This is a genomic window from Pseudoalteromonas sp. AS84 (assembly GCF_038900255.1).
Lineage (GTDB): Bacteria > Pseudomonadota > Gammaproteobacteria > Enterobacterales > Alteromonadaceae > Pseudoalteromonas.
Window position 1 is genome coordinate 1 of sequence record NZ_JBBMQY010000034.1, and the last position, 24,008, is coordinate 24,008.

Below are 24,008 nucleotides of genomic sequence, written 5' to 3' on the forward strand. Positions count from 1 at the left end.
AACAGTTCAAGCTAAGTCACCACCTAACTTGAACCATTTTTCACACTGACAACATCTTCACACACAATATAAAGATTTTTTACTGCTACTTATGAGTTACTAAAACTCAAAAGGTTGCATTTGTTACTCTTAAAAACAATTTAATGTAAGTTGTTTTGAGTTGATGGAGTAACTTTAATATTTAACTTTATTTTCGACAAACGATAAAAACGAAACCAATGAGTGAAAAAAATTAAACTATAGACTTTAGTCTAATACGTGGTGTTAAGTTTATGTATTTAAATAAAAATATTATTCAAAAATTTAAATTAGATTTAAGCGAACCATTAATACAACCCGTAATTAGGTGTATTAATAAACCCGCCTAACAAAGGGTTATTCTTGGATTTTTCTAAATGTGCTTACAACCCACTTTGCAAATAAATCAAGCGGGTGATTAGGGGTACTTGATTCGTGCTGCACTAAATAGTATTTATCTTTAGTTGTTAAAGGCTGTTCAAATAATTTATAAAGCCATTGCTCATCTAACCAACTTTGGCTAATTGGCAGTGGAATAAGTGCAATCCCCATACCTTGCTGCGCTGCACGGGCTACACCAAACATGCTATCTATTTGAATAATCTGCGAGGGAGAAAAGTCATCAATACCCGCTTTTTCAGCCCATTGGTGCCATGCCCAAGGACGAGCTTTGTGGAGGATCAGCGGAACTTGGTTAAGCGCTTGACGATGATCGTCCCTCCATTGATCAAGTAATTTCTTATTACATGCAGGAATATATTCAAGGTTAAACAACTCTGTCGCTAATCCTTCAGTAGGTTTACCAGAGGACAATACAATAGATAAATCGCTATGACGCGTTAACTCTTTGCGTGTTTTAAGCGTGTCCATTTGCAGGTTTATATTAGGGTGCTCTGACGTCCACTCACTTAATTTAGGCATGAGTAGTTCGCTGGCAAAAAATTCAGGCAGCGTAATCGTCAAATTTGTATTTTGCTGCATCTGACTAAACTCATTAATAGTGCTCTCTAACATTGTGATGATAGGAGACACCGCATCAAAAAAGTTTTTACCCGCTGTGGTTAAGCTAATTGAACGCGTTTTACGTTGAAAAAGCTCAATACCAAGTTGTTCTTCAAGTTGTTTTATTTGATGGCTTACCGCAGAAGGCGTTAAGTACAGCTCATTAGCTGCATGCTTAAAACTTAGGCTTCTTGCGGCAAAGCAAAAAGAGCGAAGGCCACGAATAGGAGTTTGCATGTTTTCCAGAATTATTTAATTTATTGAGACGCCTTACTTAGGCAAAATTTGAACCAACTATTTAATGTATAAATATCAGTAGGTTAAAAATAAATTCAACGCTAGTTCACAAAAAAGGTGCAGACTATCCACAAAATAGTGCAAAGAATCTAAGCGCTTACATTTAATTTATATTTGTATTATAGATAAAATTTACTACAGATGTATGAATGACGGTAAAAATAATGGCAAAAGATAAAAAAAATCCCTCGTGAGAGGGATTTTGGGTAACTCAGCGCCATTGGCACTGGGAATGAGGTCGGTACAGGGTAAAGCGTTATTTTAAGTTAACTTATTAAAAGTTACTAAAAAACCATTTCTGGTACTTCACCGTCAACAAGTAATTTACCTGCTGTTTTACTAATGATTTCATCAACAGATACGCCCGGAGCGCGTTCTAATAGATGAAATGCGCCGTCTTTAACTTCTAATACGGCTAAATCTGTTACTATTTTTTTAACGCAATTAACGCCAGTAAGCGGTAAAGAGCAGGCCTCTAATAGTTTAGAGTCACCATGCTTACTTGCATGGGTCATAGTAACAATAATATTTTTCGCGCCAGCGACTAAATCCATCGCGCCACCCATGCCTTTGATCAGCTTTTTAGGGATCATCCACGATGCGATGTTGCCGTTCTGGTCAACTTCAAATGCACCCAGAACGGTTAAGTCTACATGACCACCCCGTATCATGGCAAAACTATCTGCACTATTAAATATGGCTGCACCTTTAGCTGCTGTCACGGTTTCTTTACCCGCGTTAATCATATCTGCATCTAGCTCTGCTTTAGTAGGGTACGGGCCCATGCCTAAAAGGCCATTTTCGGACTGTAACATAACTTCAATATCATCCGGTACATAGTTTGCGACGAGTGTCGGAATTCCTATGCCCAAATTTACGTAGTAACCGTCTTGTAGTTCTTGTGCAACGCGCATTGCAACTTGTTCACGTGATAATGCCATAATTATGCTCCTGCTTAATCTCGTGTTGTTACACGTTCAATGCGTTTTTCAAAGTTGCCTTTAATAACGCGATTTACAAAAATACCTGGGGTATGAATTTGGCTTGGTTCAAGCTCACCCGGCTCTACAATTTCTTCTACTTCGGCAACGGTAATTTTGCCAGCTGTTGCAGCCATTGGATTAAAGTTCATGGCGGTATGTCTAAACACTAAATTACCAAAGCGATCGGCTTTCCATGCTTTTACTATGGCAAATTCACCTGTTATAGACTCTTCTAAAATGTATGGGCGACCATTAAATTCTTTTACGTCTTTGCCTTCAGCAACTGGAGTGCCGTAACCAGTGGCGGTGTAAAACGCAGGTATACCCGCGCCACCAGAACGCATTTTTTCAGCAAGTGTACCTTGTGGTGTAAGCTCTACATCAATTTCGCCACTTAATAACTGCTGTTCGAATAGGGCGTTTTCACCAACGTACGAGGCAACTACTTTTTTAATTTGTTTGTCTTGTAATAAAATACCTAAACCAAAGTCATCAACACCACAGTTATTAGATACCACGGTTAAGTCTTTTGTTTGCATGTGCTTAATTTGTTTAATTAAGCCCTCAGGAATACCACATAAACCAAAACCACCGGCAATAATGGTATCGCCATCTTTTAATCCTTCCATTGCAGCTTCGTAGCTATAAACTACCTTATCAAAACCGGCCATGAGTCTCTCCTCAATGTGTGCTATTTGTTGTTAACTATCTTGAATCATCATTTTATAAGATAGCTATTTAACCTGAACTCTGGTTAATAGATTTACTAACATATGAATCAGGGTGATATTTAAATTTATTTTCTCTAGCCAGAGATTTTCAGTGAAAACAAGGCGAATTTACGCGTCAATAGCTGGCCTATTGCAAGTAAATTCAACGCAGTGAGTGCTGAAAATAGCTGCTCGAGATAGATTTATTATCCAGAGCTTAGGTTATTTAGTGTGCAGTGCCACAGATACTTTACTCACAGGTTGCTTACCAAGTGCTTTGGTGATCTCCCAACCAGCGTTACTTAACCTTTGTAAATCAATTCCGTGTTCAATGCCAAGCCCTTGCAGTAAGTAAACGACATCTTCGGTGGCAACATTTCCTGACGCCCCCTTAGCATAAGGACAGCCACCAAGGCCTGCAACTGCCGCGTCAACCGTTGCTATACCTAGGCTTAAAGCTGCGTAAATATTTGTGAGCGCTTGGCCGTAAGTATCATGAAAATGCACAGCCAACTTAGTTTTGTCAATGTGCGTTAAAAGTAACTCTATTAACTGCGTTACTTTTTTAGCGGTGCCAACACCAATGGTATCGCCAAGACTTACTTCGTAACACCCTAAATCTAATAGCTTTTGCGATACATTAAGTACTGCTTGTGGATCAATCTCACCCTCGTAAGGGCAACCGAGCACACAGCTTACATAACCACGTACGCGGATATTATTAGCTTTAGCAAATGCCATTACCTCGCTAAAGCGTTCAATACTTTGCTCTATTGAGCAGTTTATGTTTTTTTGACAAAACGACTCACTTGCAGCGGTAAATATAGCAAATTCTTTAATGCCGACAACGTGCGCTGCTTGTGCACCTTTTAAGTTAGGTGTAAGAGCGCTTAAATTTACATCGGGCAAATTAAGGGCTGATATTACATCCGCTGAGTCTGCCATTTGCGGCACCCATTTAGGAGAAACAAACGCGCCAGCTTCAATATCTTTTAAACCTGCAGCACTAAGGGCGTTAATAAGCGCTACTTTATCAGCTGTGCTTACTGTTTTTTCGTTTTGTAGACCGTCTCGCGCACCAACTTCAACAATACGTACTTTACTGGGAAAGGCATTCATTATGCACCTTCCTCAGTCATATCTTCTACTATCGCAAGCAGGGCACCATGGGTTACTAATTCGCCTTCACCAAAACAATAACTTTTTAAAATGCCGTCATGCGGTGCGTTTAGCGTGTATTCCATTTTCATGGCTTCAATAATAACAACCGCATCGCCTTTGGAAATTGTGCTACCAATGTCGATAAGATGTTTTACTACTGTGCCATTGAGCGGGGCGGCAAGTGGCAGAGCTTCGCTTTCGTGCGAACTAATATAATGTTTATCAACTAGTTCAAGCTTAGTTTGCAGTGCCTTATTCATCACCGTTACACTATTACCTACCGTATTATTATCTACCGTAGTTACGTGTGCGCTGTGTTTTTCGCCATTAATAAATACACTGCAAAGATTGTTATTTAATGTGCCTTGTAGGTTAAATACGTGCTCGTTATGCGTAATAGTGTAGCCCGCTTTCGTTTTTATAGCGCTTAGCTGTAAATCAGCAAAAGGGACTTTAATTGCTTGCGGAGCATTGAGTGTAAAACCGCTTAGTTGTTGCCAAGGGCTAGCACTGTTTTGCGCATTTTGGGTGCTAGTTAACGATTCTAAATAGGCAAAAGCACCAATAAGCTGACTTGCTTGCAATAACGATTCATCAACCGCTACTAACGAATCACCTTGCTCTGCAATAAAGTGTGTACTTGGCGCGCCTTGTTTAAACGTAGGGTGGCTTGCCAAATTATGTAAAAAGCCAATGTTAGTGCTAAAACCCGCTAAATGAAATTGTTCAAGGGCGTGTTGTAAGCGGCTCAACGCTTGTTCGCGATTATCATCGTGCACAATAAGTTTTGCAATCATCGGGTCGTAAAACGGACTGATTTCGTCGCCTTGAGCAATGCCTGTATCAATGCGTACAAATTCGCTGTCAAGCGGTGTGTGTAGTGCTTCAATAGTGCCCGAGCACGGTATAAAGTCGTTAGCTGGATCTTCTGCGTATATACGCGCTTCAAAGCTATGACCCTGCAATTGAATATCACTTTGTGTCAGTGGCAGTGTTTGCCCACCCGCAATATTAATTTGCCAATTGACTAAATCTACACCGGTTACCATTTCGGTTACAGGGTGTTCTACTTGAAGGCGCGTGTTCATTTCCATAAAGAAAAATTCATCGCCACACAGTAAAAACTCAACTGTACCAGCTCCTCGGTAATTTATAGCTAGTGCACAACGTACAGCCGCTTCGCCCATTTCTTTGCGTAGCTCGTCAGATAAACCCGGAGCAGGGGCTTCTTCAATTACTTTTTGATGACGACGTTGCAAAGAACAATCACGATCGCCTAAATAAACACAGTTACCGTAGTTATCTGCAAATACTTGTACTTCAACATGGCGAGGCTGGTTTACATAGCGCTCAAGCAATACTAAATCGTTACCAAAACCGGCAATTGCTTCACGTTGTGCGCCCTCAAGTGCACTCATAAATTGTTTGGCGTTTTGTACAACGCGCATACCTTTACCACCGCCACCAAAGGCGGCTTTAATTAGTACAGGGTAGCCAATTTTTTCAGCTTCACTTTGTAAAAAGGCAGGATCTTGTTTTTTACCGTAATAACCAGGCACTAGCGGCACGTTAGCAGCTGCCATTATTTCTTTAGCGCGGGTTTTAGACCCCATAGCTTCAATGCTACTTGCTGGTGGTCCTACAAAAGCAATGTTATTAGCTTCGCAGGCTTTAGCAAATTCGCTGTTTTCAGATAAAAAACCATACCCTGGGTGAATACAATCAGCGCCGCAGTCTTTGGCAACTTGCAAAATTTTGTCTGCTACTAAATACGAATCTTTACTTGGAGCGGCACCAATATGGTAAGCCTCGTCGGCCATTTTTACGTGCCGGGCATGTTTGTCTGCATCAGAATAAACCGCGACCGTGGTTAAGCCCATTTGTTTTGCGCTGCGCATTACTCGGCACGCAATTTCTCCGCGATTGGCAATCAGTATTTTTTGTAATCGTTGTGTGTTCATAATCAATCCTACAGTTGCCAAGCGGGTGGGCGTTTATCAAAAAAAGCAGTTAGCCCTTCTTGACCTTCTACAGATACGCGAATTTTTGCAATACGCTCTGCGGTAAGCTCAATGAGTTCATCGGTTATTGGTTTATTTGCTACATCGTTAATTAATGCTTTTGCGGCTTTTACTGCTACAGGTCCGTTATCAATTAGTGTTTGCAACATATTATCGAGCGCACAGTCTAAATTACCGGTTACTTGATGAATTAAACCCAATTGTTTAGCAGTATGTGCATCAAACACTTCAGCTGTTAAAAAGTACCTGCGAGCAGCACGTTCACCAATCGCTTTAATGACGTATGGGCTAATAACAGCGGGAATGAGGCCCAACTTTACTTCGCTTAAACAAAATTGCGCATCGTCTTTACTAAGGGCTATGTCGCAACAAGCAATTAAACCCAGTGCACCACCAAAAGCAGCACCTTGCACAGCGCAAATTGTTGGATGCGGCGAGCTTGCCAATACCTGCATTAATTTAGCTAATTGCATTGAATCAGCTAGGTTATCGGCGTAGTTGTTATCCGCCATCGATTTCATCCAGGCTAAATCGGCACCGGCTGAAAAATGCTTGCCCTCAGTTTTTACAACTAAAGCACGAATATCAAGCGTATTTGCATGCTCAATACACTGGATCAGCTCGTGTATTACTTCGCTATTAAATGCGTTTCTTTTTTCTGGGCGGCTTAACACAAGTACAGCCACATTAGATTTTGTTATTTGTAGTGTTACTGACATTTTGCGCTCCGTTTACATTCTAAATACGCCAAATTTCGAATCACGTTTTGGTGCGTTGTTTGCAGCCGTTAACGCGAGCCCTAATACTTTACGCGTGTCGGCAGGATCTATAATGCCGTCATCCCACAAGCGTGCGCTGGCGTAATACGGATGACCTTGTTCTTCGTACTGATCAATAATTGGCTTTTTAAAGTCACTGATTTCTTGCTCGCTCATGCTTTGACCTTTGCGTGCTAAACCATCTTGTTTAACTTGTGCCATTACACCCGCTGCTTGCTCGCCGCCCATAACCGAAATACGGGCATTAGGCCACATCCACATCATGGTTGGTTCAAATGCACGGCCACACATTCCGTAGTTACCTGCGCCGTAAGAGCCCCCAATAAGTACTGTAAATTTAGGCACATCAGCACACGAAACCGCCATTACCATTTTAGCGCCGTGCTTAGCAATGCCTTCGGCTTCATATTTTTTACCCACCATAAAGCCGGTAATATTTTGTAAAAACACTAAAGGAATATTGCGCTGAGCACACAGCTGAATAAAGTGCGCGCCTTTTTGCGCCGACTCACTAAATAAAATACCGTTATTAGCTACTATGCCTACAGGGTTACCGTAAATGCTGGCAAAACCGGTGACTAACGTTTCACCAAAATAGCGTTTAAATTCATCAAATGAGGAGTCGTCCACTGTACGCGCTATTACTTCACGTACATCAAATGGCTTTTTAAGGTCGGTACCGACAATGCCGTAAAGCTCGTTAATATCGTAACGTGGTGTTTTTACATCTTCTAGAAGAGGGGCGGTCGGACGTGTGTAATTAATACGCTCAATACATTGGCGCGCAATAGACAGCGCATGAGCATCGTTTTCTGCGTAGTGATCGGCAACACCCGACACTTTACAATGCACATCGGCGCCGCCAAGCTCTTCGGCAGTTACTTCTTCGCCCGTTGCTGCTTTTACAAGCGGCGGGCCCGCTAAAAATATAGTGCCTTGATCTTTGACAATAATGCTTTCGTCTGCCATTGCAGGTACGTACGCACCACCTGCGGTACATAACCCCATTACCACGGCAATTTGTGGGATACCTTTACCCGACATACGGGCTTGATTGTAAAAAATACGACCAAAATGCAGCTTATCCGGAAATACATCGTCTTGCTCTGGCAGGTTTGCACCGCCCGAATCAACAAGATAAATACACGGTAAGTGGCAGCGCTCTGCGATGTCTTGCGCACGTAAATGCTTTTTAACGGTAAGCGGAAAATACGTACCGCCTTTAACCGTGGCATCGTTTGCAATAATCATACATTCAATGCCTTTTATACGGCCAATACCAGCTACAACACCGGCGCACGGTATTGCTTGCTCGTATACACCAAAGGCAGCAAATTGTGAAATTTCTAAAAACGGTGAGCCTTCGTCAATTAACGTACTTATACGATCGCGTACAAATAATTTACCACGGCCTTCGTGGCGCTCCTTTAATGCAGCGCCTCCGCCTTGGCTAATTGTTGCTACCTTACTGCGTAAATCGTCCACCAGCGCCGACATGTTTTTATGGTTTTGTACAAACGTTGGGTCGTGGGGGTTTACGCTCGATTTTAAAATCGTCATGGTTTAATCCTTAACGGCTTTCAGTGAAAAGTTCGCGACCAATAAGCATGCGGCGTATTTCTGATGTACCTGCGCCAATTTCGTATAATTTAGCGTCACGAAGTAGACGGCCTGTGGCGTATTCATTTATGTAGCCATTGCCACCTAAAATTTGAATCGCATCAAGCGCCATCTTAGTCGCAAGCTCTGCGGCATATAAAATGGCACCGGCTGCATCTTTTCGGGTTGTTTCGCCACGGTCACAAGAGCGAGCTACCGTATACACATATGAGCGCGCAGCATTCATTTGTGTATACATGTCGGCTACTTTGCCCTGAATTAACTGAAATTGACCAATAGGGGTGTCAAACTGTTTACGCTCATGAATATAAGGAACTACTATGTCCATACACGCTTGCATTATGCCAAGCGGGCCTGCTGCAAGTACTACGCGTTCGTAATCAAGGCCACTCATAAGTACTTTAACGCCTTCGTTTAAGTTACCTAAAATGTTTTCCTCTGGCACTTCACAGTTTTCAAATACAAGTTCACAGGTGTTTGAGCCACGCATGCCAAGTTTGTCGAGCTTTTGCGCCGTTGAAAAACCAGGGAAGTTGCTCTCAACAATAAACGCGGTAATGCCTTTAGCGCCGGCGTTTAAATCTGTTTTAGCGTAAATAACTAGTGTGTGTGCGTCAGGGCCATTGGTGATCCACATTTTATTGCCGTTTAAAATGTACTTATCGCCTTTTTTTTCGGCTTTGAGTTTCATCGATACAACGTCAGAGCCCGCATTAGGCTCGCTCATTGCTAGGGCGCCAATATGTTCACCACTAATAAGCTTTGGTAAGTATTTTTCTTTTTGAGCTTGTGTGCCGTTACGGTTGATTTGATTAACACACAGGTTTGAATGCGCGCCATAGCTTAGGCCAATAGAGGCACTTGCACGGCTAATTTCTTCCATGGCAATAACATGTTCTAAGTAACCTAACCCTGCGCCGCCTAGCTCTTCAGATACGGTCATACCCAGTACGCCCATTTCGCCCATTTGAGTCCAAAGTTGATTTGGGAAAGCGTTATCTAAGTCAGTTTTTTCAGCAAGTGGGGCAATTTCCTGACTCGCAAAACTGTTTACATGGTCGCGGATCATATCGGCGGTTTCGCCTAGGCCAAAGTTCATTTCTTTATATAGTGAAATAGTGCTCATGATTCATTCCTGTGTGGGGATGTGTGTTGTCAGTGTGTTTTTATTTTTAAAATAAACTTACTCGTCTATTTTGTTTAGCGTGTCTCTGCAGCGGCGCTCGGCCGTTACCAACTCCATAAGAACAACTTTAATGTCGTCCATTTGTTGAGATAGGTCGGATTTTTTTTCTGAAATAAGGTCAAGCATGGTAACCAACTGCTTAGCGCTTGATTTATCTGCGTCGTACAGTTCAAACAAACGACCGGTTTCGGCCAACGTAAAGCCAAGGCGCTTACCGCGTAGTATTAGTTTTAAACGCACTTTGTCGCGTTTTGAATAAATACGGGTTTGACCATTACGTTCTGGAGTTATTAACCCTTGGTCTTCGTAAAAACGAATAGAGCGGGTAGTAATGTCAAACTCTTTAGCGAGTTCGCTAATGCTAAATGTTTGTTCATTACTGGCCGGTATATTGGCTGAGCTTGCAAAGTTTGTTTGATTATCTGGTTTCATAGTTGTATTTACCTCATTCGAATAACTCCAATATAAGTGAAGTTTACGTAAAGGTAAAGCTTAGTGTGGTTTGAAACTATTTACAAAGGAGTGTTGGTGTGAAATTTTAATTTATACTTTTAATATTCAATGATTTAATTTAATTTACTCAGTGTTGGTCTACAACTGGAAAATAATGCTTACACTTTTAAAACTAAAAATTAAGCTGTTTTTAGTTGACGTTGGCGTAAACGTTAGTATTGTGTATGAGTATTAAATAATAAATGAATGCTAAATTAATAGAGCAAATATACTAACAACTATTTGCATTAAATTACAACGGAGTTAGTCATGACTTTAGAATCAGTGGTAATTGTAGCAGCAAAACGTACCCCAATGGGTGGTTTTATGGGAGCGTTAAGTGATGCGCAGTCTGCCGAGCTTGGCGCAACCGCCATTGCCAGCGCACTTGCCCAAACTGGTTTAGCTAATAACGCAATAGACGAAGTAATTATGGGCTGTGTATTACCAGCAGGCCTTGGGCAAGCGCCTGCTCGCCAAGCAATGTTAAAAGCAGGCCTTGCACTTAGCACGGGTGCTACAACAATTAACAAAGTATGTGGCTCTGGTTTAAAAGCAGCCATGCTTGCAAATGATTTAATTAAAGCGGGCTCTATTCAATCTGCTATTGCCGGTGGCATGGAAAGCATGACAAACGCACCATACTTTATTCCAAAAGCACGTGGTGGAATGCGAATGGGTCATGGCGAAATAAAAGATCACATGATGAGCGACGGCCTTGAAGACGCCTACGATAACAAAGCAATGGGCTGTTTTGCACAAGACACCGCTGACGAGTACGGCATTGGCCGCGAGCAAATGGATGCGTTTGCACTGGGCTCATTAAGTAAAGCAAAAGCCGCTATAGAAAACGGTAGCTTCGATAACGAAGTTGCACCGCATACGATGCAAACACGTAAAGGTGGTGTAACAGTATCTATTGATGAACAACCAGGTAACGCCCGCCCAGAAAAAATTCCAAGCCTACGTGCAGCCTTTAAAAAAGATGGCACCATTACAGCGGCTAATTCATCGTCAATTTCAGACGGTGGCGCGGCGCTTATATTAATGAGCGAATCAAAAGCAAAAGAGCAGGGCTTAACACCACTTTGTAAAATTGTAGCGCACAGTACACATTCTCAAAAACCCAGTGAATTTACAGTAGCGCCAGTAGGGGCTATGAACAGCGTGCTTGAAAAAGCAGGTTGGACTGTAAACGATGTTGACCTTTGGGAAATTAACGAAGCATTTGCCATGGTAACCATGCTGGCTATTAACGAGTTAAAACTTGATGAAAGCAAAGTAAACGTTAATGGCGGTGCATGTGCACTTGGCCACCCAATTGGTGCAAGCGGCGCGCGTATTTTAGTAACGCTTATTCATGCCCTTAAAAACCGAGGCCTTAAAAAAGGCATTGCGTCTTTATGTATTGGTGGTGGTGAAGCGGTTGCTATGGCTGTAGAAGCTTACTAATTAGGTATTTAACAGCAACATGAATAGTTAAACGAATACCTAAATTAATAATTATAAAAGCGCTGCACTAATAATACTAATAAAGCGGCGCTACCAATTTTAAAAGAGAACACACAACTCACACACTAGGATTTAATCATGCACCAAGTACCACTACTTATTAATGGCGAATTTATTCAATCAGCATCAAAAGAGCTTATCGATGTTATAAACCCAGCAACTCAAGAAGTACTTGCACAAGTGCCATGTACCACAGAGTCAGAAATGGACGCGGCAATTGCCTCAGCCTCAGAGACGTTTAAAACATGGAAAGACGTACCCATTACTGAACGTGCTCGCATTATGATGAAGTACGCTGCGCTATTAAAAGAACACCATGATGAGCTTGCTACCATTATTTGCCACGAATTGGGTAAAACATTTGAAGATGCAAAAGGCGATGTTTGGCGTGGTATTGAAGTAGTAGAACAAGCCGCTAACGCTCCATCATTAATGATGGGTGAAACAATGGAAAACGTAGCGCGTAAAATCGATACGTATTCTTACATGCAGCCACTTGGCGTGTGTGCAGGTGTTACCCCGTTTAACTTCCCTGCAATGATCCCACTTTGGATGTTTCCGCTGGCTATTGTGTGTGGTAACACCTTTATTTTAAAACCGTCTGAACAAGATCCACTTACACCAATGCGTTTAGCAGAGCTATTTATTGAAGCTGGTGCCCCAAAAGGCGTATTACAAGTTGTACACGGTACAAAACCACAAGTAGATCGCTTACTAGAAGACAAAGCAGTACGCGCTATTTCGTTTGTTGGCTCGTGTGGCGTAGGTGCTTATATTTATTCTAAAGGCACACAAAATCTTAAACGTGTGCAAGCGTGTGTTGGTGCTAAAAACCACATGGTTATTATGCCTGATGCAAGTAAATCGCACGTTGTAAACAACTTAGTAGGCGCATCAGTCGGTGCTGCTGGCCAGCGTTGTATGGGTATTTCGGTTGCTGTATTTGTCGGTCAGGCAAGTGAATGGGTAGACGAAATTAAAGCAGGCTTTGAAAATGTACGCCCAGGCGTGTGGGATGATGCAAATGCAGCATACGGACCACAAACATCAAAAGCAGCAAAAGCACGTATTTTATCACTCATTGCCGGTGGTAAAGAGCAAGGTGCTACCTGTTTAATTGATGGTTCTGACTTTACGGTTGAAGGTTATGAGCAAGGTAACTGGGTTGGTCCAACGTTATTTACTGATGTTACAAAAGAGATGGATTTATACAAAGAAGAAATATTTGGCCCAGTACTGGCGTGTATGTTTGTAGACACGCTTGATGAAGCAATCGCACTTATTAACGACAGCCCTTACGGTAATGGCACCTCGTTATTTACGTCAAGCGGTGCAGTGGCTCGTAAATTTCAACACGAAATTGAAGTAGGCCAAGTAGGTATTAATGTGCCAATTCCAGTGCCACTTCCATTCTTTTCGTTCACCGGTTGGAAAGGCTCGTTTTACGGCGATACACACACGTACGGTAAACAAGGTATTCGTTTTTACACAGAAACTAAAACGATTACCTCACGTTGGTTTGAAGACGACATTGCGTCGGGTCCAAACATGAGCATTAACTTAAAGTAATCATGATTAAAACGAATAACTAATAATAAAAAAGATGGGCGCGAAGGCTACTTCACACACAACACACATAAGTCTTCGCTGCTCGTCACTAACTATCCCTTTAATGGGAAAGCGACACGCAACAAACACACAACAACAAACACACAACTAAAGAGGTCTCTACCATGGACTTTAACTTATCAGAAGATCAACAAGCCTTTGCGCAAACTGCACGTCAATTTGCCGAGTCGGAACTTGCACCCTATGCAGCAAAGTGGGATCGCGAGCATATTTTTCCTAAAGACACGATTAAAGCAGCGGGCGAGCTTGGTTTTTGTGGTTTATACACGCCAGAGGAAGCAGGCGGCCTTGGTTTATCACGTTTAGATTCGAGTATTATTTTTGAACAGCTTGCTATGGGCTGTACAGCAACTACGGCCATGTTAACCATTCATAATATGGCCACGTGGATGGTAGCAAGTTTTGGTACCGATGCAGTTAAAGACAAATACGTAGAGCAATTAGTAATGGGCGAGCTACTTGCCTCTTATTGTTTAACAGAGCCTGGCTCTGGCTCAGACGCCGCATCACTTAAAACAAAAGCCGTGCTTGAGGGGGATGAGTACGTTATTAACGGCTCAAAAATGTTTATATCGGGCGCTGGCGAAACCGAAGTATTAGTTGTAATGGCACGTACTGGCGGCGAAGGTGCTGCGGGTATTTCGGCATTTGTAGTCCCGGCCGACGCAAAAGGTGTTGAATACGGCAAAGCAGAAGAAAAAATGGGTTGGAACGCACAACCTACACGCCTAATTAGCTTTGAAGATGTGCGCATTCCTGCGCATAACTTATTAGGGGCAGAGGGCGAAGGCTTTAAATTTGCGATGCAAGGCCTTGATGGCGGTCGAATTAACATTGCCACATGTTCAATTGGTACAGCGCAAGCAGCGCTTAATACCGCCCGCGAATACTTAAAAGAGCGCACTCAATTTGGTAAACCATTGGCTGCGTTTCAAGCACTGCAATTTAAAATTGCCGATATGAACACCGAACTGGTAGCCGCGCGCCAAATGGTTAGGCTTGCTGCGTTTAAACTTGATAATAACGACGTTGAAAAAACCACTTACTGCGCCATGGCTAAACGCTTTGCTACTGATGTTGGCTTTACCGTGTGTAACGACGCACTGCAAATTCATGGCGGTTACGGTTACATAAAAGAATACCCGCTTGAACGTCATGTACGTGACGTACGAGTTCATCAAATTTTAGAAGGCACTAACGAAATCATGCGTGTAATTATTGCGCGCCGTATTTTAGCGCAGTCAGCAAGCGACGTTTTATAAGGAGCAATTTATGTCAGAATCTAAATCTAATCCGAGTATTGAACTAACAACAGAAGGTCATGTTGCTATTTTAACGATGTCTAATCCGCCAGCAAACACGTGGACAAAAGACACCTTAGTTGATTTAAAAAATACCGTTAACGCGCTTAACAACAATAAAAATATTTATGCATTAGTGCTGACTGGCGAAGGCGAGAAGTTTTTTAGCGCTGGTGCCGACCTAAATGTATTTGCATGTGGCGATAAAGGTGTAGCTGCTGATATGTCGCGTGTATTTGGTGAAGCATTTGAAGCGCTTACTAATTTTAGAGGCGTGTCGGTTGCTGCCATTAACGGTTACGCAATGGGCGGCGGGCTAGAGGTGGCGCTTGCGTGCGACGTACGTATAGCGGAAGAGCAAGCACAAATGGCGCTCCCTGAAGCTAAAGTAGGGTTATTACCCTGTGCTGGTGGTACACAAAATTTAGCATGGCTTGTCGGCGAAGGCTGGGCAAAACGCATGATTTTATGCGGCGAGCGCTTAAAAGCTGATAAAGCCCTACAAATTGGCTTAGTAGAAGAAGTAGTACCACAAGGCGAAAGCTTTGCGTCAGCATTAAAACTAGCTAATCAAGTAAGCGAGCAAAGCCCTAGCTCGGTAGCTGCGTGTAAAACATTGATTCAAAAAGGGCGCCATCAACCAATGGCAAGTGTATTGCCTCTTGAGCGCGAGTTATTTGTTGGTTTGTTTGATACACAAGATCAACAAGAAGGCGTAAATGCCTTTTTAGAAAAACGCCGCGCTAACTGGGTAAACGGCTAATGAGTGCTTTAACATTATTAAATAGCGCCGATGAGCCCGTGGTATTTGAAACCGCAGCCGCAGAAAACGGCAGTTTAATTGGGCTTATTACACTCAACGCGCCAAAAGCCTTAAATGCACTTAATTTTGAGATGATCAAATTACTTGAGCCGCAATTGCGAGCTTGGCAAGACGATGATGCTATTGCTATGGTCTTGTTAAAAGGCGCAGGCGATAAAGCATTTTGTGCAGGCGGCGATGTTGTAAGCCTTCATCATGCAATGGCGCAAGGTAAACCAACAAGCTTAGTTGAAGAGTTTTTTACGCTCGAGTACAAGCTTGATTACCTTATTCATACCTTTGATAAACCAATCCTTGTTTGGGGTAACGGCATAGTGATGGGCGGCGGTTTAGGGCTAATGGCCGGTGCTAGCCACCGCGTTGTAACCGAAACATCTCGTATTGCCATGCCAGAGCAAACCATAGGTTTATACCCAGATGTAGGCGGGAGTTACTTTTTACATAAAATGCCACAAAACGTCGGGTTATTTTTAGGGCTAACGTCAGCATCAATTAACTGCGACGACGCGCATTTTGTATCGCTTGCCGATCACTTTATCGATAGTAATAAATATGATGCCATGCTTGCGCAAATTTTAACTGCAAAGTGGGGCAAAACTGCGAGCTTAAATCATGAGCGATTAACCGATTTACTCACCGATTTAGACAACCAATCTGCGCGTATGCCTAAAGGCAATATAAAAGCTAACCTAAAAACGATTCAAAAACTGGGTGAGTTTAAAACCTTGCAAGAGCAGGTTAATTATATTTTAGGGCTAACTACTAATGACAAGTGGCTACAACGCGCTCAGAAATCACTTAAACACGGATGCCCATTAAGTTGTGCACTCGTTAGTGAGCAATTAAGAACCAGCAAAGGCAAAAGCTTATTAGCGTGTTTTAAAATGGAGCTAGGTATGTCGGTTCGCGCTGGCGAAGTAGGAGAGTTTCAAGAAGGTGTAAGGGCGTTATTAATAGATAAAGACGGCGCGCCTAATTGGCAGTACAAAACACTTAGTGATGTACCACAAACAATAATCGACAGTTTTTTTGCTAATCGCTTTGGCGAAAACCACCCTCTCAATGGCTTAGACACGCCATCACACAAATAAAGGAAAGACGATGACTAAACTCAATATTGGTTTTATCGGCTTAGGTAATATGGGCGGCCCAATGGCGGCTAACTTAATTAAAGCAGGCCATACTGTTAGCGTGTTTGATTTAAACCAGTCGGTCGTAAATGAGCTTGCAAGTAAAGGCGCAAAAGCAGCAGTTGATGCAAAGCAGTGCGCAACTAATGCTGACGTACTTATTAGTATGTTACCTGCGGGCAAACATGTTAAGTCGCTTTACTTAGGTAATAATGACGACAGCGGTTTAATTAACGGGCTGAGCAACAATACATTAGTAATTGATTGCTCAACAATAGATGCAGAATCAGCACGTATTGTAGGCAGTACACTTGGTAAACAAGGCATAAGCTTCGTTGATGCACCGGTATCGGGCGGCGTTGCAGGCGCAACTGCTGGCACTCTTACCTTTATTGTAGGTGGCGAAAAAGCAGCGTTCGATAAAGCAAATACAGTGCTTAGTGATATGGGTAAAAACATATTTCATGCAGGCGATATTGGCGCAGGGCAAGTAGCAAAAATATGTAATAACATGCTACTTAGCATTTTAATGGCAGGTACCAGCGAAGCACTGCAAATGGGTATTAACAACGGCCTCGATCCTAAAGTACTTAGCGACATTATGACCGCAAGTTCGGGCCGTAACTGGACGCTTGAACTTTACAACCCTTGCCCAGGTGTAATGGATGCAGCCCCTGCAAGTAACGATTACAAACCTGGCTTTATGGTCGATTTAATGGCTAAAGATTTAGGCCTTGCTATGGAAGCCGCGCAGCAAAGTAATTCATCAACCCCAATGGGTTCAATGGCTAAAAATTTATACACTATGCTACAGCACCAAGGTGCGGGTAGTGATGACTTTAGTGCCATTTTTAAACTGTTTTCAAAGTAGGAGCAACGCGTGGAAATTAAAAATAACACGGTAGTAATAACCGGCGGCGCACAAGGTTTAGGCTTTGCAATGGCGCAAAAGTTTGCACTTATGGGTGCTAACATTGCTTTAATAGATATGGCACAAGATTTATTAAACACCGCATGCGAAGAACTCACACAGCTTGAAGGTGTAACCAGCAACATAAAAGGTTATGCCGCAAACGTAACCACTGAGAGCGAAGTAGAAAACGTATTTAATACCATCAACAGCGATTTTGGCCATATTGGCGTGCTTATAAACAACGCCGGTATTTTACGCGACGGCATGTTTATAAAAGCTAAAGATGGCAAGGTCGTTAAAAAAATGTCTCTTGAGCAATTTCAATCAGTGATTGATGTGAACCTGACCGGTGTGTTTTTAGCAGGGCGGGAAGCTGCAAGCCACATGATTGAATCAGGCAAAGGCGGCGTAATCGTAAATATGTCGAGCGTAGCGCGCGCAGGTAATATTGGGCAAACAAACTACGCGGCATCAAAAGCAGGCGTAGTGGCACTTACCACCACATGGGCTAAAGAACTTGGCCGCTTAGGTATACGCGTAGGCGCTATTGCACCAGGTGTTATAAGCACCGCCATGACCGACGCCATGAAGCCCGAAGCCAAACAACGTATGCTTGCAGTAACGCCAGTAGGGCGCTTAGGCGAAAGCGACGAAATTGCCCATACTGCACAATACATTATCGAAAACGACTTTTTTACCGGTCGCGTGGTTGAAATAGACGGCGGCATTCGTTTGTAAAACGAACTGGATTAAGGTTGATTTAAAAAGCATGGCGCTTGTGGGCTGTGCTTTTTTTTCAATAGGGAAGTTTATAATCTTGAAAAAGGCTAATAACGGCGTTGGCAATTTGTTGTAAAACATGGGTAGTATACCCGCTGAATTAAAACGTAGAACATTCTAGCGTTCCAATTAACTGCGTTAAAAACTTCTCATATAGATAAACTATATAACCCAAATTTTGCCTTGTTACTGAGATATTTATAATCTTGAAAACGGGCTAATAACCCCGTTGGCACCTTGTTGTAGTACATGGGTATATATTTGTGTGGTACGCACGTCACTGTGACCTAATTGTGTTTGTACTGTACGTATATCAGCGCCGCTTTGCAGCAAATGCGTAGCGAAAGAGTGGCGTAAAGTATGTGGCGTAACATGTTTGTTAATATGTGCATCAAAAGCGGCTTTTTTAACAGCGCGTTGTAATTGTTTTTCATCGATATGATGACGTCTCAATTGCTTACTCTCAGGATCAATGCTTAATTTATGTGATGAAAATAAATATTGCCAGCCCAGCTGTCTATTGTGGTTTGGATATTTTTTACGTAACAAATGAGGCATGTAAGCGCCGCTATACAAGGGGTTTTTCAGATCTAATTGCAGGTAACTATCAACTAATTGTATTTGAGAGCGTAATTGCGGTGTGAGCTCTACGGCAAGGGTTACAACACGATTTTTGCCTCCTTTGCCATCCCAAATTCGAATGCAGTTATAGTCAAAGTCAATATCGTGTACCCGTAAACGCAGTACCTCCATTAATCGCATACCACTGCCATAAAGTAATCCACAGGGTAAATAATGCTTTGCTACACAGTGTTTAAATAGCGCTGAAACTTCTGTTTGAGTAAGCACAACGGGTAGTTTTCTTGGGCGTTCACTTTTTACAAAGTCTAATGATAATGAAAGGGGGCTCTTAATTATTTCTTTATATAGGAAACTTAGCGCATTTAGTGCCTGCGCTTGTGTGCCTTGCGCTACGTTTTGCGAGTTTACTAAATGGTTCAAATACGATTCCACTTGAGTGTCTCCCATAGAGCTTGGGTGCTGCATATTATTAAAGCGGATATAGCTAGCTATCCAAAAAAGATAAGCTTCAATAGTGCTCTTTGCATACCGTTTGCTATACATATGGTCTTTAATCATAGTTAGAAAGAGAGATTTCATAAATGATATTCAACTTTTAAAAACATACTGTGTATATAGACAGTTATTTGTGTTTTGTCCAATAACATTATTAAAAGTCGTTTTGGTGTATTTTAACAACAATAACTTTACAAAATACGTAATTACTTGTTTACATGGAAGTTGTTTAGTGGAATTATTAAGCAATGTAATATACGCCGTTTTGGGGTGTTATAAACTCCCAAAGTGGTGTTCAATAAGCTGTTATGTGTTTCTAGAGGATAGAGTTTGAATTCGAGAAAAGTATTAAAATTAAGATTTCAAACAACAATCATTGCTGAATTGAATATTGTTAGTTCAGATCAACCATGGTTTTATTGTGAGTTTACCGCACTTAAAAGTTTTTCTGAGCATCGAAATTTCTTTTATAATTTCCAAGAAGAATATTCTAGTGGTACGGTTAAAGATTGGGATACTTTTTTTAATCGGCTAAATATTAAAGGTTATAGCTTACGAACACCAGATAGTGAGATCGAAAGGTTTATCCTTCTTTGGGGTGATTCAGAGTCTAGTGTTAGATTACGTGGACGACGCGTCAAAAACACATAACAAGCACTTCAAACGGAACAAAAACAGTTGGTTAGGTTCCGCTTCGCTTCACATTTTAACCAACTATTTTTGTCCGCTTAAGTGGGCGTTATATTTGAAAGGAGCTTGGGCACTAAATGGAGAGTAAAGTAGTTGCTAGTCTAAATCTGTCTGAGATAATCAAAAGGCAAATTCATTTTCTATACAACAATGATATTTACGATTCGGAAGGTAATGAAGAATCTGACCGTGGTGAAGATGAAGCCTTAACAAATATGCTTGAAAGCTCACTACAGTTGTCAGAAAAAGAGTTTGAGGCTAAGTATCTTGCTGAATTGGCAGAACTTAAGCATCGTTTTGACAACAAAGAATATAATGTTGCAGACGGAGATGACTATTATGAATCATATAATAATACTCTGGTTAGTATTCTTAGGCTTATAAACCCATATCATGGTTTTGACTTAAGTGTATAAAATTCAAATATAACAAGCTGTTAAAGCGGGACAAATTACAGTTGGCTGGTTCCGCTTCGCTTCACATTTTAGCCAACTACAATTTGCCCCTTAACAGGGCGTTATGTGTTTCTAGAGGATAGAGTTTGAATTCGAGAAAAGTATTAAAATTAAGATTTCAAACAACAATCATTGCTGAATTGAATATTGTTAGTTCAGATCAACCATGGTTTTATTGTGAGTTTACCGCACTTAAAAGTTTTTCTGAGCATCGAAATTTCTTTTATAATTTCCAAGAAGAATATTCTAGTGGTACGGTTAAAGATTGGGATACTTTTTTTAATCAGCTAAATATTAAAGGTTATAGCTTACGAACACCAGATAGTGAGATCGAAAGGTTTATCCTTCTTTGGGGTGATTCAGAGTCTAGTGTTAGATTACGTGGACGACGCGTCAAAAACACATAACAAGCACTTCAAACGGAACAAAAACAGTTGGTTAGGTTCCGCTTCGCTTCACATTTTAACCAACTATTTTTGTCCGCTTAAGTGGGCGTTAGCATGCAGGGAAGTTTTGTGAAAACTGAGATTTTAGGGAATATTCTAGGGCTAACTCTTGCTCACTCAGCATTTATTGGTAGTGGTCAAGACGGCGTAACATTAACTCCATATGTTGTTTATCAGCAAGGCGAAAATAGACAAGTATTAAACTTTGAAGCTGATACGCAACAAGAAGCTATCGATAGCGCATATGCATCTATTAAAGAATATCAACCTAGCTTAGATGCTTGGGCAATTTCTCACGAAGGTCTTGTCACACTTGATAATGGTGAAAAGCAGGATATCTATATTGTCAAAGCATGGATTAGTGGTTTAGCCGAACCAATAATGATTTACCAAATGTTCAATCCTAAACCGTTTAAGTTAATCGGTAATATAAAAGTTTTAAACTTTGAGGACACTGGCTTGGATATGGTACAAGTTGAAATTCTTCATCAAGCACTCGATGCTGGGATTGAATCTCATAATAGTGCAAATGAAAAATGGGAAAGTTGGTTTTAATCGCCATATAACAAGTCAATAAATTAAGATTCACCAAGGCTGTCATGCCATTTGCTGAGCAAATCGCCCGCCAGCATATGGTTCACTTATTATTGAGGCGTTAGCCATATATGAAATTAGCATCATCTATCATCGTAATCATTATTGTTCTTTTACTTATTTGGAGTGATTCAAATATGTGGGAAGATGGTACATATGCGGTTTATTATATCGATGGAGATATTAAGTTAGGTATTAAAATCGATGATAAAGGCTCTTTTCATGGCAGAGTTGATAGCAAAATTATTGCAGTTGGTGCTAATGAAAGCTACGTTGTAGCAAAACAATTAATTGCAGGCTCAGACTCCGTTTCTTATTTTTACATAGATAAGAAAAAGGATAATATTTACCTTAACCCAGATGAAATAACGGAAGGTCCATTTACTGAGCTGCAATTTAAAAACTTAAGTCAAAAGTTAAACTTCCCCAATTTTAGTAAGGAGTTTTAAAGATGGCTAACAAGTTACTCAAATGGACGCTAAACAGTTGGCTAGCGCTCGTTCCTCGCCATTTTAGCCAACAATTTCGCGCCGCTTAGTAAGGCGTTAGTTGCCTTAGGAGTCACAGTTGAATTTTGATGATTTGAAATCGATTATCGATACTGAAAATGACCAAGAATTAAAGCTTACTTCTAACTATTGGGAAATCACTAAAAACTCCAATTCAGAATTGAAGCCTTGGTTATCTGAAGCTCAATTTAATCAGGTATTCTCAAATATATTAGAGTATCAAAATAACGATACTGTGTTTGTATTTGAGTCTTTCGAGCGTATATTCAAAGATTCAGGTTTAACTAAAAGGTTAACTGAACAGCTGAATTTAAACTGGGCAAACTTTAATTCTTTTCAAAGTTCTACCGATATTCTTTATTTCTATATGGTTCCAAAAAATTTAAATTGGGTTTTATATGCAAACAGAGACTTTTGGCAGTTTGCAAAAGGCAACTAACAACACGCCCTGAGGTGGACAGCAAGCGCTAAAGCTCACTTTCCACCGCAAATTTTAACAGCGGTGATCCCTTACTTTTCAATGCAGTTAAGTAAGTTGATTCATCGTAGGGCGTATGTGTTTTCCAGCACCTAAATAGGATTCGTATCCACTTAAATGCCAATGATCTGATGATGGTATTATGAGGTTTTCCTTTGCCTTCTTGCTGCCGATAATATGCTTTAGCCCAAAATGAATAACGTACAGATAATCCTGCCCATTCCACAAATGTTTGCCTTAAAAATTTAGTGCATGAGTACCGCCAGTGTATCCATTCCTTTTTGCCACTGCGTTCGGTAACAGGGGCAATGCCTGCGTATTTTTGTATGTCAGCGGCGCACTTATAGCGGTCACGATTTGACCCCATAGCGGCTAATAGTCGAGGTGCTAATTGTGGGCCTGCACCTGGTAAACTATCAAAAATAGCGCGATCTGCATGTTGCTTATAAAATGTTTTAATTTCGTCATCAAATCGTGTTATTGCCAACATCAGCTGTTTAAGTTGCGGAACGAGGCATTCAATAAGCAATAAGTTTGGCGTGATCACCGCCATATCATCGGTGAGTATTTCAGCATCCTTTATTTCTTTTATCCGCTTTTCATTAACGAGTGGATAGCGGGAATTATGTTGATTAAAGAAGTCGAGTAGTGTTTGTTTTCTCGCTTTTTTAGCGTGAGCAAGAGAGGGCCAACGCAGTAAGAAGTCACAGAATATTTGAGTGTCTTTTTCTTTAAACCAATCAATCACGTGGGGATAATAATTTTTTAGCGTTGTGGCTATTTTATTGGTTAAATCAACACGATCTTGTACTAATTTACGGCGATATTCGACAAGCTGCGCAAGGCATCTAACGTCTTCCGAATCAGGTCTGATAACTGTTAATTTATCCATATGAAGTTGTAGAATTTCAACTTGAATAATTGCATCAGTAGGATCGTCTTTAGCCCCGCTGTGCGTAAATGCTGCACGATATTTAGCGACACTTGATGGATTAATCACAAATAATACAATGTGCTTAAATTTACTGAGTGCGTATATAAGCGGGCCTTTTTTAAGCTCACACGCGACAGCAACAGGTCTGCCATTGTAGCGTTGTTTTAACTCAAGCGCCCATGCATTAATTGACTTAGGATCAGATGAAATCACACTTAAGTGTTGTGTATTTGTGTCGCGATTTATTTCACAAATATCGTGTTTACGGTCAGCCCAATCGATCCCGATAAGGGCAGCAAAATCTGAAACGTTAAAGGCTTCCATTTTGGGCCTCCTAGAGGTAAAGTGAAAGGATAGGTAGTGATCAATAGTGTTTCTCGCAGGTCTTATACCCCCTGTGTCAGGATAGTTGTCGCCTCTAACTTTTAATAGAGGCAGATAAAATGAGACGTCGATTTACACAAGAAT

Annotated in this window: 24 protein-coding genes; 13 read left to right on the forward strand and 11 right to left on the reverse strand. The window is 41.3% G+C overall.

Annotated features, from left to right (window positions below):
- Positions 1 to 375 precede the first annotated feature (375 nt).
- The 9 genes from WNY79_RS20080 to WNY79_RS20120 form a co-directional block, all read right to left on the reverse strand.
- A complete protein-coding gene (locus WNY79_RS20080; protein ID WP_076923991.1) occupies positions 376 to 1,257 on the reverse strand; it encodes a LysR family transcriptional regulator in 882 nt (293 codons plus the stop codon).
- A gap of 344 nt (positions 1,258 to 1,601) precedes the next feature.
- Complete coding sequence (locus WNY79_RS20085) at positions 1,602 to 2,258, reverse strand: CoA transferase subunit B (protein ID WP_007376577.1); 657 nt, start codon at positions 2,256 to 2,258, stop codon at positions 1,602 to 1,604.
- A 14-nt stretch (positions 2,259 to 2,272) separates the two neighbouring features.
- Positions 2,273 to 2,971 carry a CoA transferase subunit A gene (locus WNY79_RS20090; protein WP_024597814.1) on the reverse strand — a complete coding sequence of 233 codons (699 nt, stop codon included), beginning with the start codon at positions 2,969 to 2,971 and terminating at the stop codon, positions 2,273 to 2,275.
- A 261-nt stretch (positions 2,972 to 3,232) separates the two neighbouring features.
- Positions 3,233 to 4,129, reverse strand: coding sequence for a hydroxymethylglutaryl-CoA lyase (locus WNY79_RS20095; protein ID WP_024597813.1), 897 nt, complete (start codon positions 4,127 to 4,129; stop codon positions 3,233 to 3,235).
- The gene (locus WNY79_RS20100) at positions 4,129 to 6,132 is read right to left on the reverse strand and encodes an acetyl/propionyl/methylcrotonyl-CoA carboxylase subunit alpha (RefSeq protein ID WP_342876723.1); all 2,004 of its coding nucleotides are present in this window, start codon (positions 6,130 to 6,132) and stop codon (positions 4,129 to 4,131) included. Before WNY79_RS20100 ends, WNY79_RS20095 begins: the two co-directional genes overlap by 1 nt.
- Before the next feature lie 8 nt (positions 6,133 to 6,140).
- Complete coding sequence (locus tag WNY79_RS20105; RefSeq protein WP_342876724.1) at positions 6,141 to 6,911, reverse strand: enoyl-CoA hydratase/isomerase family protein; 771 nt, start codon at positions 6,909 to 6,911, stop codon at positions 6,141 to 6,143.
- A 12-nt stretch (positions 6,912 to 6,923) separates the two neighbouring features.
- Positions 6,924 to 8,531 (reverse strand): carboxyl transferase domain-containing protein, encoded by a 1,608-nt coding sequence (locus WNY79_RS20110; protein ID WP_342876725.1) that lies wholly within the window; start codon positions 8,529 to 8,531, stop codon positions 6,924 to 6,926.
- Positions 8,532 to 8,541: 10 nt separating this feature from the next.
- Positions 8,542 to 9,717: an isovaleryl-CoA dehydrogenase gene (locus WNY79_RS20115; RefSeq protein ID WP_024592404.1), complete on the reverse strand. Its 1,176-nt coding sequence runs from the start codon at positions 9,715 to 9,717 to the stop codon at positions 8,542 to 8,544.
- 57 nt (positions 9,718 to 9,774) lie between these two features.
- Complete coding sequence (locus tag WNY79_RS20120; protein WP_024597970.1) at positions 9,775 to 10,209, reverse strand: MerR family DNA-binding transcriptional regulator; 435 nt, start codon at positions 10,207 to 10,209, stop codon at positions 9,775 to 9,777.
- Positions 10,210 to 10,539: 330 nt separating this feature from the next.
- On the opposite strand from WNY79_RS20120, the gene WNY79_RS20125 reads away from it, so the two are divergent.
- The 7 genes from WNY79_RS20125 to WNY79_RS20155 all read left to right on the forward strand — a co-directional run bounded on the left by WNY79_RS20125 (position 10,540) and on the right by WNY79_RS20155 (position 18,315).
- Positions 10,540 to 11,721: an acetyl-CoA C-acyltransferase gene (locus tag WNY79_RS20125; RefSeq protein WP_342876726.1), complete on the forward strand. Its 1,182-nt coding sequence runs from the start codon at positions 10,540 to 10,542 to the stop codon at positions 11,719 to 11,721.
- A gap of 138 nt (positions 11,722 to 11,859) precedes the next feature.
- Positions 11,860 to 13,350, forward strand: a complete 1,491-nt coding sequence (locus WNY79_RS20130) for a CoA-acylating methylmalonate-semialdehyde dehydrogenase (protein WP_076926125.1) — start codon at positions 11,860 to 11,862, stop codon at positions 13,348 to 13,350.
- 164 nt (positions 13,351 to 13,514) lie between these two features.
- Positions 13,515 to 14,672, forward strand: a complete 1,158-nt coding sequence (locus WNY79_RS20135) for an acyl-CoA dehydrogenase family protein (RefSeq protein WP_101217337.1) — start codon at positions 13,515 to 13,517, stop codon at positions 14,670 to 14,672.
- Positions 14,673 to 14,682: 10 nt separating this feature from the next.
- Entirely contained in the window at positions 14,683 to 15,474 is a 792-nt protein-coding gene (locus WNY79_RS20140) for an enoyl-CoA hydratase (RefSeq protein ID WP_342876727.1), read from the forward strand.
- On the forward strand, positions 15,474 to 16,625 hold the full coding sequence (locus WNY79_RS20145) for an enoyl-CoA hydratase/isomerase family protein (protein WP_342876728.1): 1,152 nt from the start codon (positions 15,474 to 15,476) through the stop codon (positions 16,623 to 16,625). The genes WNY79_RS20140 and WNY79_RS20145 overlap by 1 nt, the downstream gene beginning before the upstream one ends.
- A 10-nt stretch (positions 16,626 to 16,635) precedes the next feature.
- On the forward strand, positions 16,636 to 17,535 hold the full coding sequence (mmsB, locus tag WNY79_RS20150; protein WP_024599747.1) for a 3-hydroxyisobutyrate dehydrogenase: 900 nt from the start codon (positions 16,636 to 16,638) through the stop codon (positions 17,533 to 17,535).
- Positions 17,536 to 17,544: 9 nt separating this feature from the next.
- On the forward strand, positions 17,545 to 18,315 hold the full coding sequence (locus WNY79_RS20155) for an SDR family oxidoreductase (protein WP_342876729.1): 771 nt from the start codon (positions 17,545 to 17,547) through the stop codon (positions 18,313 to 18,315).
- Positions 18,316 to 18,555: 240 nt separating this feature from the next.
- On the opposite strand, the gene WNY79_RS20160 is transcribed toward WNY79_RS20155, so the two are convergent.
- Entirely contained in the window at positions 18,556 to 19,518 is a 963-nt protein-coding gene (locus WNY79_RS20160; RefSeq protein ID WP_342876730.1) for an integron integrase, read from the reverse strand.
- 246 nt (positions 19,519 to 19,764) lie between these two features.
- Here WNY79_RS20160 and WNY79_RS20165 point away from each other — a divergent pair, with 246 nt between their 5' ends.
- The 6 genes from WNY79_RS20165 (at position 19,765) to WNY79_RS20190 (ending at position 22,567) form a co-directional block, all read left to right on the forward strand.
- Positions 19,765 to 20,085 carry a hypothetical protein gene (locus WNY79_RS20165; protein WP_342876731.1) on the forward strand — a complete coding sequence of 107 codons (321 nt, stop codon included), beginning with the start codon at positions 19,765 to 19,767 and terminating at the stop codon, positions 20,083 to 20,085.
- Between the two features lie 116 nt (positions 20,086 to 20,201).
- Complete coding sequence (locus WNY79_RS20170) at positions 20,202 to 20,540, forward strand: hypothetical protein (RefSeq protein ID WP_342876732.1); 339 nt, start codon at positions 20,202 to 20,204, stop codon at positions 20,538 to 20,540.
- A gap of 125 nt (positions 20,541 to 20,665) precedes the next feature.
- On the forward strand, positions 20,666 to 20,986 hold the full coding sequence (locus WNY79_RS20175) for a hypothetical protein (RefSeq protein ID WP_342876733.1): 321 nt from the start codon (positions 20,666 to 20,668) through the stop codon (positions 20,984 to 20,986).
- A gap of 93 nt (positions 20,987 to 21,079) precedes the next feature.
- Positions 21,080 to 21,580 carry a hypothetical protein gene (locus WNY79_RS20180; protein WP_342876734.1) on the forward strand — a complete coding sequence of 167 codons (501 nt, stop codon included), beginning with the start codon at positions 21,080 to 21,082 and terminating at the stop codon, positions 21,578 to 21,580.
- Between the two features lie 110 nt (positions 21,581 to 21,690).
- The gene (locus tag WNY79_RS20185; protein ID WP_342876735.1) at positions 21,691 to 22,068 is read left to right on the forward strand and encodes a hypothetical protein; all 378 of its coding nucleotides are present in this window, start codon (positions 21,691 to 21,693) and stop codon (positions 22,066 to 22,068) included.
- Positions 22,069 to 22,186: 118 nt separating this feature from the next.
- Complete coding sequence (locus tag WNY79_RS20190) at positions 22,187 to 22,567, forward strand: hypothetical protein (protein ID WP_058547784.1); 381 nt, start codon at positions 22,187 to 22,189, stop codon at positions 22,565 to 22,567.
- Between the two features lie 28 nt (positions 22,568 to 22,595).
- On the opposite strand, the gene WNY79_RS20195 is transcribed toward WNY79_RS20190, so the two are convergent.
- On the reverse strand, positions 22,596 to 23,864 hold the full coding sequence (locus WNY79_RS20195) for an IS110 family transposase (RefSeq protein WP_342876736.1): 1,269 nt from the start codon (positions 23,862 to 23,864) through the stop codon (positions 22,596 to 22,598).
- Positions 23,865 to 24,008 lie beyond the last annotated feature (144 nt).

What these genes read in the sequence shown, in the direction of transcription:
- WNY79_RS20195 (WP_342876736.1), bottom strand. Translation starts at nt 23,864, where the DNA reads ATGGAAGCCTTTAACGTTTCAGATTTTGCTGCCCTTATCGGGATCGAT.
- WNY79_RS20085 (WP_007376577.1), bottom strand. Translation starts at nt 2,258, where the DNA reads ATGGCATTATCACGTGAACAAGTTGCAATGCGCGTTGCACAAGAACTA.
- WNY79_RS20185 (WP_342876735.1), top strand. Translation starts at nt 21,691, where the DNA reads ATGAAATTAGCATCATCTATCATCGTAATCATTATTGTTCTTTTACTT.
- WNY79_RS20170 (WP_342876732.1), top strand. Translation starts at nt 20,202, where the DNA reads ATGGAGAGTAAAGTAGTTGCTAGTCTAAATCTGTCTGAGATAATCAAA.
- WNY79_RS20130 (WP_076926125.1), top strand. Translation starts at nt 11,860, where the DNA reads ATGCACCAAGTACCACTACTTATTAATGGCGAATTTATTCAATCAGCA.
- WNY79_RS20140 (WP_342876727.1), top strand. Translation starts at nt 14,683, where the DNA reads ATGTCAGAATCTAAATCTAATCCGAGTATTGAACTAACAACAGAAGGT.
- WNY79_RS20120 (WP_024597970.1), bottom strand. Translation starts at nt 10,209, where the DNA reads ATGAAACCAGATAATCAAACAAACTTTGCAAGCTCAGCCAATATACCG.
- WNY79_RS20115 (WP_024592404.1), bottom strand. Translation starts at nt 9,717, where the DNA reads ATGAGCACTATTTCACTATATAAAGAAATGAACTTTGGCCTAGGCGAA.
- WNY79_RS20105 (WP_342876724.1), bottom strand. Translation starts at nt 6,911, where the DNA reads ATGTCAGTAACACTACAAATAACAAAATCTAATGTGGCTGTACTTGTG.
- WNY79_RS20090 (WP_024597814.1), bottom strand. Translation starts at nt 2,971, where the DNA reads ATGGCCGGTTTTGATAAGGTAGTTTATAGCTACGAAGCTGCAATGGAA.
- mmsB (WP_024599747.1), top strand. Translation starts at nt 16,636, where the DNA reads ATGACTAAACTCAATATTGGTTTTATCGGCTTAGGTAATATGGGCGGC.
- WNY79_RS20095 (WP_024597813.1), bottom strand. Translation starts at nt 4,129, where the DNA reads ATGAATGCCTTTCCCAGTAAAGTACGTATTGTTGAAGTTGGTGCGCGA.
- WNY79_RS20135 (WP_101217337.1), top strand. Translation starts at nt 13,515, where the DNA reads ATGGACTTTAACTTATCAGAAGATCAACAAGCCTTTGCGCAAACTGCA.
- WNY79_RS20100 (WP_342876723.1), bottom strand. Translation starts at nt 6,132, where the DNA reads ATGAACACACAACGATTACAAAAAATACTGATTGCCAATCGCGGAGAA.
- WNY79_RS20080 (WP_076923991.1), bottom strand. Translation starts at nt 1,257, where the DNA reads ATGCAAACTCCTATTCGTGGCCTTCGCTCTTTTTGCTTTGCCGCAAGA.
- WNY79_RS20180 (WP_342876734.1), top strand. Translation starts at nt 21,080, where the DNA reads ATGCAGGGAAGTTTTGTGAAAACTGAGATTTTAGGGAATATTCTAGGG.
- WNY79_RS20125 (WP_342876726.1), top strand. Translation starts at nt 10,540, where the DNA reads ATGACTTTAGAATCAGTGGTAATTGTAGCAGCAAAACGTACCCCAATG.
- WNY79_RS20145 (WP_342876728.1), top strand. Translation starts at nt 15,474, where the DNA reads ATGAGTGCTTTAACATTATTAAATAGCGCCGATGAGCCCGTGGTATTT.
- WNY79_RS20160 (WP_342876730.1), bottom strand. Translation starts at nt 19,518, where the DNA reads ATGAAATCTCTCTTTCTAACTATGATTAAAGACCATATGTATAGCAAA.
- WNY79_RS20110 (WP_342876725.1), bottom strand. Translation starts at nt 8,531, where the DNA reads ATGACGATTTTAAAATCGAGCGTAAACCCCCACGACCCAACGTTTGTA.